Source organism: Sphingomonas sp. CCH9-F2, assembly GCF_001556735.1.
Taxonomy (GTDB): domain Bacteria; phylum Pseudomonadota; class Alphaproteobacteria; order Sphingomonadales; family Sphingomonadaceae; genus Sphingomonas; species Sphingomonas ginsenosidimutans.
On record NZ_LSJO01000281.1, the window covers coordinates 1 to 11,726 of the forward strand.

11 protein-coding genes and 1 tRNA gene are annotated in these 11,726 nt (G+C 71.1%); 9 read left to right on the plus strand and 3 right to left on the minus strand.

All coding sequences use genetic code 11. The features are described from left to right. Window positions 1-1,373 (plus strand): cation:proton antiporter domain-containing protein (locus AX685_RS08520; protein ID WP_066487553.1); only part of this gene is annotated, 1,373 nt, incomplete at its 5' end. A gap of 71 nt (window positions 1,374-1,444) precedes the next feature. Then, on the plus strand, window positions 1,445-2,614 hold the full coding sequence (locus AX685_RS08525) for a glycosyltransferase family 4 protein (RefSeq protein WP_066487554.1): 1,170 nt from the start codon (window positions 1,445-1,447) through the stop codon (window positions 2,612-2,614). A gap of 4 nt (window positions 2,615-2,618) precedes the next feature. Here AX685_RS08525 and AX685_RS08530 read toward each other — a convergent pair whose 3' ends face one another. Continuing rightward, window positions 2,619-2,924: a DUF2218 domain-containing protein gene (locus tag AX685_RS08530; protein ID WP_066487555.1), complete on the minus strand. Its 306-nt coding sequence runs from the start codon at window positions 2,922-2,924 to the stop codon at window positions 2,619-2,621. Then, complete coding sequence (locus AX685_RS08535; protein WP_066487557.1) at window positions 2,921-3,553, minus strand: PadR family transcriptional regulator; 633 nt, start codon at window positions 3,551-3,553, stop codon at window positions 2,921-2,923. The genes AX685_RS08530 and AX685_RS08535 overlap by 4 nt, the downstream gene beginning before the upstream one ends. A gap of 160 nt (window positions 3,554-3,713) precedes the next feature. Here AX685_RS08535 and AX685_RS08540 point away from each other — a divergent pair, with 160 nt between their 5' ends. The 4 genes from AX685_RS08540 to AX685_RS08555 all read left to right on the plus strand — a co-directional run bounded on the left by AX685_RS08540 (window position 3,714) and on the right by AX685_RS08555 (window position 7,354). Beyond that, entirely contained in the window at window positions 3,714-5,036 is a 1,323-nt protein-coding gene (locus AX685_RS08540) for a replication-associated recombination protein A (protein WP_066487574.1), read from the plus strand. After that, complete coding sequence (locus AX685_RS08545; protein ID WP_066487560.1) at window positions 5,020-6,402, plus strand: serine hydrolase domain-containing protein; 1,383 nt, start codon at window positions 5,020-5,022, stop codon at window positions 6,400-6,402. Before AX685_RS08540 ends, AX685_RS08545 begins: the two co-directional genes overlap by 17 nt. Next, on the plus strand, window positions 6,399-7,259 hold the full coding sequence (locus tag AX685_RS08550; protein WP_066487563.1) for a hypothetical protein: 861 nt from the start codon (window positions 6,399-6,401) through the stop codon (window positions 7,257-7,259). Before AX685_RS08545 ends, AX685_RS08550 begins: the two co-directional genes overlap by 4 nt. A 19-nt stretch (window positions 7,260-7,278) precedes the next feature. Next, window positions 7,279-7,354: transfer RNA gene (locus AX685_RS08555), tRNA-Thr, on the plus strand. 152 nt (window positions 7,355-7,506) lie between these two features. Here the strand turns inward: AX685_RS08555 and AX685_RS08560 are convergent. Next, window positions 7,507-8,178, minus strand: coding sequence for an energy transducer TonB (locus AX685_RS08560; protein ID WP_156445729.1), 672 nt, complete (start codon window positions 8,176-8,178; stop codon window positions 7,507-7,509). A 169-nt stretch (window positions 8,179-8,347) separates the two neighbouring features. Between AX685_RS08560 and AX685_RS08565 the strand changes: the two genes are divergently transcribed. The 3 genes from AX685_RS08565 to AX685_RS08575 all read left to right on the plus strand — a co-directional run. Beyond that, complete coding sequence (locus AX685_RS08565; RefSeq protein ID WP_066487569.1) at window positions 8,348-9,046, plus strand: endonuclease/exonuclease/phosphatase family protein; 699 nt, start codon at window positions 8,348-8,350, stop codon at window positions 9,044-9,046. Further along, window positions 9,043-11,361, plus strand: coding sequence for a patatin-like protein (locus tag AX685_RS08570; protein ID WP_066487570.1), 2,319 nt, complete (start codon window positions 9,043-9,045; stop codon window positions 11,359-11,361). Before AX685_RS08565 ends, AX685_RS08570 begins: the two co-directional genes overlap by 4 nt. 63 nt (window positions 11,362-11,424) lie before the next feature. Further along, window positions 11,425-11,726: lipopolysaccharide assembly protein LapA domain-containing protein (locus AX685_RS08575; protein WP_066487572.1), on the plus strand; the 302-nt coding region annotated here is incomplete at its 3' end.

An 11,726-nucleotide genomic window follows, 5' to 3' on the forward strand; every position in this document is an offset into this window, starting at 1 on the left:
CGCTCGCCCTGTCCTCCACCGCGCTGGTGCTGCCGCTGGTGGGGACGACCAGTCCGGTCGGGCGCGGCGCGTTCGCGATGCTGTTGTTCGAGGATCTGGCGCTGGTCCCGATCATCTTCGCGCTGGGCGCGATGGCGCCGACCGCGAGCGCCGAGGGCTGGGCCGGGATCGCCGGGGTCGCGCTGCGCGGCGGCCTGACGGTGGTGGCGATGTACGTCGGCGGCCGGCTGGTCCTGCCGCGGCTGTTCGCGCAGGCCGCGCGCACGAAGAGCCCGGAGCTGTTCCTCGCCGCCTCGCTGCTGGTCGTCATTATCGCCAGCGTCGCGACCACCGCCGCCGGCCTGTCGCCGATCGTCGGCGCGCTGCTGGCCGGGCTGCTGATCGCCGAGACCGAATATCATACCGAGGTCGAGGTCATGACCGCCCCGTTCAAGGGGTTGGCGCTGGGCGTGTTCCTCATCACCGTGGGGATGAGCCTGGACCTGTCGCTGATCCTCGCCAACTGGGCGGCGCTGCTGGCCGCCGTCGTCGGCGTCGTCGCGGTCAAGGCGGTGGTCACCTATCTGCTGCTGCGCGTGGCGCAGGCGCGGCCCGGCGTCGCGGCCGAAACCGGTCTGCTGATGGGCAGCCCGTCGGAAACCACGCTGATCGTGCTCGCCACCGCGGCACAGGCGCAGCTGATCCAGGCGTCGACCGCCAATTTCTGGCAGACGGTGACCGCGATCGGGCTGACGATCACGCCGCTGCTGGCGCAGCTGGGCAGCGCGGTGTCACGCCGGCTGGAGGGGCGCGCGCCGGTGCCTGACACGATCGACCATGCCGGCGGCACGCGCGCGGTGGTCTTCGGCTTCGGCCGCGTCGGGCGGCTGGTGGCGGACATGCTGGCGCGCCACGACCAGCCCTATGTCGCGGTGGAGGCGGATATCGACGCCGTCGCCGCCGCGCGCGATGCGGGCTATCCGATCATCTTCGGCGACGTGTCCCGCACCGAGATGATCGAGCGCCTGGACCTGTCGCGCGCCCGCGCGCTGATCCTGACGATGGACGAACCGGTGCTGACCGTGCGCGTCGCGCGCCGCGTCCGCGCCGCCTTCCCCGACCTGCCGATCATCGCCCGCGCGCGCGACACGATCCACGCCGCCGAACTCTACAAGGCAGGGGTCACCGATGCGGTGCCCGAGACGCTGGAAAGCTCGCTCCAGCTGTCGGAGGCGGTGCTGGTCGACCTGGGCGTCGCGATGGGGCCGGTGATCGCGTCGATCCACGACAAGCGCGACGAACTGCGCCAGGTGATCCGGCGCGAGGCGATGCTGGGCCGCGAACCGCGCATCCGCCGCGTCCGCCGCAAGGACGAGATCGAGCCGGCGGCATGACGCCGCACCCGCTTGCGCGCCGGCGGCACCGCCGTCGCGATTTTGCCCCATATCGCGGCTAACCGGGCGCGATGACCGATCCGTCGCCTCCCGCCCCCTCGCCGCTTCGTGTCGCCTTCTTCAGCGGCAACTACAATTACGTCCGCGACGGCGCGAACCAGGCGCAGAATCTGCTGGTCGGGCATCTGCTCGATCGCGGGGTGCAGGTGCGCGTCTATTCCCCCACCACGCGCACCCCCGCGTTCGAGGCGCGTGGCGAGGTGGTGGACGTGCCCGCGGTGGCGATGCCCGGCGGGCGCGGCGAATATCGGCTGGGCCGCGGCCTGCCGCGCAGGCCCCGCCGCGATCTGGCGGCGTTCGCGCCCGATCTGGTGCACGTGTCCGCGCCCGAATTCCTCGGCCATGCGGCGGTCACCTGGGCGCGCCGTCGCGGCGTGCCGGTGGTCGCGACGGTCCACACCCGGTTCGAAACCTATTTCCAATATTACGGGCTGGCGGCGATCCAGCCGGCGATCAAGGCGATCCTGCGGCGCTTCTACAACCGCGCCGACCGCGTGCTGGTCCCCACCCCGTCGATGGCGGAGGTGCTGACCGAATTCGGGGTGACGTCACCGATCTCGATCTGGGGACGCGGGGTCAACCACCGCCGCTTCCATCCCGACAGGCGCAGCAAGGAATGGCGCCGCTCGCTGGGGATCGCCGACGACGAACTCGCGGTCGGCTTCCTCGGCCGGCTGGTGCTGGAAAAGGGGCTGGGCGTCTTCGCTGACGTGCTGCGCGTGCTGGAGGCGCGCGGCGTGCCGCACCGGGTGCTGGTGGTCGGCAAGGGGCCGGCGCAGGAATGGTTCGCGGAGCGCGTGCCGAATGCCGCCTTCGCCGGTTTCCAGAGCGGTGACGATCTGGGCCGCGCGGTCGCGTCGATGGACATGCTGTTCAACCCCAGCGTCACCGAAACCTGGGGACAGGTGACGTCGGAGGCGATGGCGGCCGGCGTCCCCGTGGTCGCGGCGCGCGCGACCGGTGCGGTCGACCTGCTGGAGGACGGCCGCACCGGCTTCCTGGTCACGCCGCAGGACGTGGCGGCCTACGCCGACGCGATCGAGCGGCTGGTCCGCGACGATGCGTTGCGCGCGCGGATGGGGGCGGCGGCGCATGTCCGCGCACAGGATTTCCGCTGGGATGCCGCGAACGAGGCGGTGCTGACCGCCTATCGCGAGGTGCTCGCCGCCCGCGCGAGGTGACGGATCACGCGCGCTCCCGCCAATCGAACGTCAGCGGCGCCTCGCGGAACGCAAAGCGATCGAGGTGGCTCGCCACCACCTCGCGCATCCGCGCCACACCGCCATCGTCGGGGCCATCGTCCGGGACAGTCAGCACGACGTCCAGTGTCGCACTGTCGGCGCGCAGGTCCAGCACCGCGCCGTTGGGGAAGGCGATCCGCGCTTCCTCGGCGGAAAAGCTGACCTCCATCTTGTGGCTCCAGTGCTTGGCCAGCTGCTGGAGATAGCGGCTGGCCGACGCGGTCGGCACGCGGGCGACGCAGACGCTCACTTCAGCCGCTCCACCTTCTGCGCCGCCTCGTCGATGATCGCCGCGATATCGTGCAGCGTGTCCGGCGAAGCGTCGGGGCGTCCGGCGCGGTCCTGCACCGCCTGGCGCAGGTTGCCCAGCGCGCGGCGGACGGGCGCCCCCTCCCCGCGGGCGCGATGCGCGCCGATCGCCTCCAGCCGCGCCAGCAGCGCCGCGACCAGCTCCGCCTGTTCGTCGAGATGCGCGCGACCGGCGTCGGTGACGGCAAAGCGCTTGCGCGCGCCGTCGGCGGCCTGCGCGGCGATCAGCTCCATCTCGTCGAGCATGGTCAGCGCGGGATAGACGACCCCGGGACTGGGCGCATAGGCGCCGCCGGTCAGCTCCTCGATCGCCTTGATGAGTTCGTAGCCGTGGCGCGGTTCGTCGGCGATCAGCTTGAGGAGGACGAGGCGCAATTCGCTGCCGTCGAACATCCGCCGGCTGCGCCCGCCCCCGCCGCCCCAGCCGCGACGCTGCTCGCCGTCGTTGAGGCGTTCGATCCAGTGGAAGAAGCGCTCGACGTCCATCTCGGGGCGGGGGCCGCGCGGGCCGAAACGGTGGTGGTGGTGATGGTGGTGGCGGCCGTGGCCACCGGTAGAGAAACGAAACATTGAGCGACTCCGTGAGCGGTTACGATGGCCCCAAGATATATCTTTGCCGCCACCCGTCAAGATATATCTTGAAATATCGACACGCCCGGACCGATCCGGCGGACGGGACACCCTCAACACCGGCATGACGAACGGCGCGCGACACCTTATGTTCGCGCGCATGGCCGATCTCTTCGCCGGGTTCGAACCCGCGCCTCCTGCCGATGCTGCCGTCTCTGACGACGCCCCGCTTGCCGACCGGCTGCGCCCGCGCACGCTGGGCGAGGTCGTCGGGCAGGAGCATCTGACCGGCCCTGACGGCGCGATCGGGCGGATGGTCGCGGCGGGGCGGCTGTCGTCGATGATCCTGTGGGGGCCGCCGGGCACCGGCAAGACGACGATCGCGCGGCTGCTCGCCGACGCGGTGGGCCTGCGCTTCGCCCCGATCTCCGCGGTCTTCTCCGGCGTGGCGGACCTCAAGAAGGTGTTCGCGGAGGCGCGCGAGCACGCCCGGATGGGCAAGCGCACCCTGTTGTTCGTCGACGAGATCCACCGCTTCAACCGCGCGCAGCAGGACGGCTTCCTCCCCTATGTGGAGGACGGCACCGTCACGCTGGTGGGCGCCACCACCGAAAATCCGTCGTTCGAACTCAACGCCGCGCTGCTCAGCCGCGCGCAGGTGCTGATCCTCCACCGCCTCGCCCGCCCCGCGCTCGACCAGCTGATCGACCGGGCCGAGGCGGAGATGGCCCGCCCCCTGCCGCTGGCCGACAGCGCGCGCGACGCGCTGGTCGCCAGCGCCGACGGCGACGGGCGCTTCCTGCTCAACCAGGTGGAGACATTGTTCTCGGTCGACATCGGCGAGCCGCTCGACGCCGCCGGCCTGTCCGCCTTCCTCCAGCGCCGCGTCGCGGTCTACGACAAGGACCGCGAGGGGCATTACAACCTCATCAGCGCGCTCCACAAATCGATCCGCGGCTCCGATCCGCAGGCCGCGCTCTATTATCTGGCGCGGATGCTGACCGCGGGGGAGGAGCCGCTGTTCGTCCTGCGCCGCCTGATCCGCGCGGCGGTGGAGGATATCGGCATGGCCGACCCGCAGGCGCTGGTGCAGTGCATCGCTGCCAAGGACGCCTACGACTTCCTCGGCTCGCCGGAGGGCGAGCTGGCGATCGTGCAGGCGTGCCTGTACCTGGCCACCGCCCCCAAATCGAACGCCGCCTATATGGCGCAGAAGAAGGCGTGGCGCAGCGCGAAGGAGACGGGGTCGCTGATGCCGCCCGCCAACATCCTCAACGCACCAACCAAGCTGATGAAGCAGATCGGCTATGGCGCCGGATATGAATACGACCATGACGCCGACGGCGGCTTTTCCGGCGCGAACTACTGGCCCGACGAGCTGCCGCCGCAAACCTTCTACGAACCCACGCAGCGCGGTTACGAAAAGCGCGTTGCCGAACGGCTCGCCTGGTGGGAAGAACGCCACCATGCGCGTTCCGAATAGTCTCCTCCTCCCGCTCGCCCTCCTCGCCCCCGTCGCCGCGGCGGCGCAATCGCCGCAATCGGTGCAGCAGAGCGACCGCGGCACCTATGCCCGCGCGATCGCGGCGGGGTACAAGGCGTCGTTCCTGTGCGGCGGCGTGTTCAACGCCGGGCGCGGCGAGCGGCAGGTCGAGCAGCTCGAGCTGCGCGGCATTTACCCGGAGTATGACCGGATCGTCCCCGCCCTGCCCGCGCTGGTCGACCGGCGTTCCGCCAGCGTGATCGTGGAGTTCGACGCCGAACGTCGCCTGCCCCCGCGCCGCGCCACCTGGACGCGCGCGGGCGGGTGCACGCTCCATCCGATCGGCGCGCCGGTCCCGGTGTCGCCCGCCCCCGCCGCCGGCCCCGCCGGGCCGCTGGGCGCCGATCCGCGCGCCTGGCCGCAGGGCGACGCCGGCATCGCGCCGCGTCCGTCGGCGGCGCTGGCGCGCGCGGTCGAGCGCGCCTTCGACGGCAGCTTCGGCGCGGGCAGCGAGACGCTGGGCGTCGTGGTGCTGCGCGACGGGAATGTGGTGGCGGAACGCTATCGCGACGGCTTCGGCCCGTTCGTCGCCAACCGCACCTGGTCGGTGGCCAAGAGCATCGCGGGGACATTGGTCGGCATGGCGGGGGTCGATCCGCGCCAGCCCGCGAACATCCCCGAATGGAAAAGCCCGTGGGGCGCCGATCCGCGCGCGCGGATCACGCTGGACCAGTTGTTGCGCATGTCCTCGGGCCTGCACAGCGACACCGCGGGCAACCGCACCGACGCGATCTATTTCGGCGGCACCACCGTCACCGAACAGGCGACGTCATGGCCGCTGGCGACCCAGCCGGGCGAGCGGTTCCGCTATGCCAACAATGACATCATGCTGGCGGTCCGGTCGCTGCGCGCGTCGCTGGGCGAGCCACGCTATCGCGCGCTCCCGTCGCGTCTCTTCACCACGTTGGGGATGCGCCATACCGTCGCGGAGGCGGACTGGCAGGGCAATTACATCCTGTCGAGCGACGTCTACACCACCGCGCGCGATCTGGCACGGCTGGGGCAGTTCTGGCTTCAGGACGGCGTGTGGCAGGGCAAGCGCCTGCTCCCGGCCGGCTGGGTCCGCTACATGACCACCCCCGCCGGCCCGCAGCCCGACCGGGCGGAGGGCTATGGCGCGACCATCTGGCTGTTCGGCGCCACGCAGGGGCTGCCCGCCGGCAGCTATTCGGCGCAGGGCAATCGCGGCCAGTATGTGATGGTGATCCCGTCCGAGCGGCTGGTGATCGTGCGCCGCGGGGAGGATCCTGGCGGCGCGCGCTTCGACGTCGCGCGCTTCGCCGCAGAGGTCATCGCCGCGCGGTGACCCTGCCCCGCTTCACGCGCTTCGCCGCGATCGACTGGTCGGGGGCGAAGGGCCAGCGCCACCGCGGCATCGCGGTCGCCACCTGCGACGCGGGCGATGCCGCCCCGCTGCTGGTCGCCCCGCCCGATGGCCGCGCCTGGTCGCGGCAGGGCGTGCTCGACTGGCTGGCGGGGCAGCGGGACGACGCGCTGCTGGCCGGGTTCGACTTCAGCTTTTCCGCACCCTTCGTGACGCGCGGCGCGCATCTGCCGGGGGAGGCGGTCGCCACCCCCGACGCCCGCGCGCTGTGGGCCTATGTCGACGCGATGAGCGACGACGCGGATCTGGGCGCCGCCTCCTTCCTGGAGGCGCGGCGCGGACGCCATTTCTACCTCGGCGCCGCAGACGGGGCGAAGCGCGACTTCCTCCACTGGCGCGCGTGCGAGGTGGCGGGAGACGGCACCACCAAGCCGTCGACCGTCTATGACGCGATCGGCGCGGCGCAGGTGGCCAAGGCCAGCTTCGCGGGGATGCGGCTGCTCCACCACCTGGCCGGCCGCATCCCCGTGTGGCCGTTCGACGCCGTGCCGCCACGCGGCGCGCTGGTGGTGGAAATCTACACCGCGATCGCCGCGCGCGCCGCGGGTGTGCCGCGCGGCCGCAGCAAGCTGCGCGATGCCGCCGCGCTCGATACTGCGCTCGCCGCGCTGGGATCGCGGCCGCATGCGCCGCTCGCCGCCTATGACGATCACGCCACCGACGCGATCATGGCCTCCGCCTGGCTGCGCCGCCATGCCGCGGACGCGACGTTATGGCATCCCCCCGCGCTGACCGATCCGATCGCCGCGACGGAGGGCTGGACCTTCGGCGTCCGCTGACGCATGGGAGCGGGACGATGCCGGTTTAGCTCAGCTGGTAGAGCAGCGGTTTTGTAAACCGAAGGTCGCGGGTTCGATCCCTGCAACCGGCACCACCTTGGAATGCGTGACGACGGACATTCCCTCCATCGCTCGCTCCTCGCAACCCGCCACCCCGGACGCGATCCGGGGTCCACCGTTCCACGACCCCAACGGCCGGTGGGGACGCGGTGCGGTGGATCCCGGTACGGCATGACGATGCCGACTGCTAGCGCGGCAGTTCCCAACGCACGCGGTCGCTGTAGCGCCCTTCCACCACCGCGCCGCCCGCATCGCGCGCCGGCGTGAAGCGCGCGCGCTGCGCATAGAGGCGGCAGGTCGCCTGATCGAGCGCCGACGATCCGCTGGGCGCGGTGACGCGGCATGACGTCACGCGGCCGTCGGTGCCGATCGCCACGCTGATCCCCACCGTGCCCTGTTCCTCGGCACGGATCGCCGCGGGCGGATAATCGTCATTGGTGATCCACGCGCCCCGGTTGCCGCGCACCGCTACCCCGCGGGTCAGGTCCGGCGCTGCCGAGGCCGACGGCAGCGGCCGCGGCGGCGGCAGATCGGCGATGACCGGCGGGTCGAGCGGGAAGGTCGTGACCGGCACGGTCCAGCTGGCGGCGGGCGCGTCGACCGCGGTGGACGCGGTCACCTGCGGTTCGCTACGCTGGGTCGCCTGCGTCATGGTCTGCTTCGCGGGCGGCGGCGTGTCGACGGGCGGTGGCGGCACGGTCAGCGGAATGTTGCGAATGGTCAGCGTCTGTTCGATCCGTCCCGCGACATCGATGGCCATCCCACTGACGAAGGCATAGCCGATGACGGCATGGAGGGCGGCGACACCGGCAATGGTAGAGAGGCGACGTGATCCGCGAACGCTATCGGCATAGGCCATGGCAGCTTCTCCTGTCCCGAAGACATCGGCGGCGTGCCCGTGCTCGCCCCTCGACGAACTTCGAGAACGGAGGCTGCGCCCAGCTTTCCGTAACGTCAAGACGGGTTGGTAACGATTGTGTGACAGCATCGTGCAACCGCCGGGCGGCGGTGGTCGTTACGGTGCGCACATGAAGGTGAAGGTCGCCAGTTACAACATGCGCAAGGCGATCGGCACCGATCGCCGCCGCAACCCCGAACGCATCCTGCAGGTCCTGCGCGAGATCGATGCCGACATCATCGCCCTGCAGGAGGCCGATCGCCGCTTCGGCACCCGCGCGGCGGTGCTGACCGCGCATCTGCTGGAGGAACATGGCGACTGGCAGGCGGTCGGCGTTGCGGTCCGCGCCGCCAGCATGGGCTGGCACGGCAATGCATTGCTGGTGCGCAAGTCGGCGCGGATCGTGGAATGCGCGCCGGTCCACCTGCCCGCGCTGGAACCGCGCGGCGCGGTGATGGCGGATGTGGAACTGGGCGATGCGACGATCCGCGTGGTGGGCATGCACCTGGACCTGTCGGGCCTGTGGCGGCGGCGTCAGGCGGCGGCGATCATGGCGCAGGTCGGCGCCGACACCGCGCGCCGCCCGACGGTGATGATGGGCGATCTCAACGAATGGAGCCGCCAGTCGGGCTGCCTGCGCGATTTCGGCCATGACTATCGCTTCGCGGACACCGGCCCCAGTTTCCACGCGCGCCGCCCGATCGCGCGGCTCGACCGGATCATGGTGTCGCCCGACGTGCGCATCGCCGCCTGCGGCGTCCATGCCAGCGCGGCGGCGCGCACCGCGTCGGACCATCTGCCGATCTGGGCGGAACTGGAACTGGCATGACGCCGCCCCCGCCCCGCCGCGACGCCGTCCGCGAAAAGGAACTGCGGCTGGCGCTGGTCTGCTACGGCGGGATCAGCCTGGCGGTCTATATGCACGGCATCACCAAGGAGGTGTGGCACCTGGCCCGCGCCAGCCGCGCCGCGCATGACGGCGGCGCATGCGTCGGCGCCAGCGCCCAGGTCTATCTGGAGCTGCTGACCGAGATCGAGGCGCATGGCGGCATCCGGCTGCGCATCCTGCCCGATATCGTCGCTGGCGCCAGTGCGGGCGGAATCAATGGCGTGTTCCTGGCGCAGGCGATCGCCAGCGGCCAGTCGCTCGACCCGCTGACCGACCTGTGGCTGGACGGCGCCGACGTCGAACGGCTGATCGACGCCGAGGCCGCGCCCGCCTCGCGCTTCTCGAAGGTCTGGGCGATGCCGCTGGCGTGGATGGCGGCGGGGCGCAGCGCCGATCAACTGGAGGCGCTGGACGATGCCACGCGCGACGAAGTGAAGGCCAAGCTGTCGCACTTCATCCGCTCGCGCTGGTTCGAACCGCCCTTTTCCGGCGCGGGCTTCACCACGATGCTGCTCGATGCGTTCGACGCCATGGCGGCCGCGCCGCGCGGGCCGCGGCTGCTGCCCGATGGCCAGCCGCTCGACCTGTTCGTCACCGTCACCGATTTCGGCGGTCATCCCGAACGGCTCCAGCTCCATTCGCCCGCCGAGGTGATGGAAACCGAGCACCGGCTGGTGTTCCCCTTCACCGATCACGGCCATGCGGTGCAGACGCTCGCCGCGGTGCCGGAACTCGCCTTCGCGGCGCGCGCCACCTCCAGCTTTCCCGGTGCCTTTCCGCCGTTCACCGTGGCCGAGCTGGATGCGGTGCTGAAGGCCCGGCGCCAGTCGTGGCCGGGGCGCCGCGCGTTCCTGTCGCGCGTGCTGCCGCGGCACGACGCGGCGCATGCGGCGGACAAGGCGGTGCTGATCGACGGATCGGTACTGGCCAACGCGCCGTTCCGCCCGGCGATCGACGCCCTGCGCGAACGGCCGGCGCGCCGCCAGGTCGATCGTCGCTTCGTCTATATCGATCCCTCGCCCGGTCATAAGTTCGGAATGCGACACGGGGTGCGGGGCGCGCCCGGCTTCTTCCAGACGATCATCGGCGCGGTCAGCGAACTGCCGCGCCAGCAGCCGATCCGCGACAATCTGGAGGCGCTGGCCGAACGCTCGCGTCGCATCGAGCGGATGCGCGCGATCACCGAGGCGATCCGCCCGCAGGTGGAGGCGGAAATCGAGGGGCTGTTCGGCCGCACGCTGTTCCTCGACCGCCCCACCCCCGCGCGGCTGGTCGCATGGCGTCGCCGCGCGCAACAGGCCGCCGCCGACCGCGCCGGCTATGCCTATACCAGCTACGGCCAGTTGAAGGCCGCCGGGGTGGTCGAATTCGTCGCCGCGCTGCTCCAGTCGATCGGCGGGGAGCCGGCGGCGCGGCGCGGCGGGCGCCTGCGCCAGCGGCTCGATGCCGCGCTGGCGGCGCGCGGTCTTGGCCCCGATGCGGTGTTCGCGGGCGGCGCCAGCGACGCGATGATCGCGTTCCTGCGCACCTTCGACCTCAATTTCCGCGTCCGCCGCCTGCGCTTGCTGGCGCGCCGCCTCACCGAAGTGGAGGGCGCGGCCGACGAAACCACGCTCGCACCGCTGCGCGATGCCATCTACGACTCGCTCAGCGCCTATCTCGATGCGCGCCTGCCCGAGCGCCGCACCGCGCTTCGCCGCGACGTGCGTGCCCTGCGCGACGACGCCGGTCCGCTGCTCGACTCGCTCGGCGCCGCGCTCGATCTCACCACGCTCGACGCTACCACCGACGAACGAATGGCCACCGCGCTCGCCGCGATGCCGCGCGATATCCGCCGTCCGATGCTGCTCAACTACCTCGGCTTTCCCTATTTCGACGTCGCCACCATGCCGCTGCTCCAGGGTGAGGGCAGCGACGAATTTGATCCGATCAAGGTCGATCGCGTGTCCCCCGACGACGCCCGCTCGATCCGCGAAGGCGGCGCGGAAGCGACATTGAAGGGCATACAATTCAGTAACTTCGGGGCGTTTTTTAGCAGGATGTATCGTGAAAACGACTATCTGTGGGGCCGGCTGCACGGTGCCGAGCGGATGATCGACATCACCGTCTCCACCCTGCCCCCCGGCGCCCGCCTGCGCGCCGGCCGCATCGCCGCGATCAAACGCGCCGCCTTCCTCGCGATCCTCGACGAGGAAGCCCCCCGCCTGTCCACCGCCACCGGCCTGATCGACACCCTCCGCCGCGAAATCGGCTGACCCCACCCAGTCGTTTCGCCCGTGGACTGGAAAAATCCGCACGACCGCCCTAGCCTGCGCGCCATGCAATTCCTGAAGCTCCTGTTCTGGTGCCTGCTCGCGTTCGTCGCAGCGGTCTTCACCTTCGGCAACTGGACGACCGTTTCGATCCAGCTGTTCGGCGGGATGGTGGCGGAAGTGAACCTGCCGGTACTGCTGCTGGCGACCTTCCTCACCGGCTTCGTCCCGACGCTGGTGTACCAGCACTGGATCCGCTTCCGCCTGCGCCAGCGCCTCGCCGCCGCGGAACGGGCGCTGGACACCGAACGCGCGCTCAACGCCGCGCGCGCCGCGGATCCGGTGCCGCCCCCGCCCCCCGTGCCCTC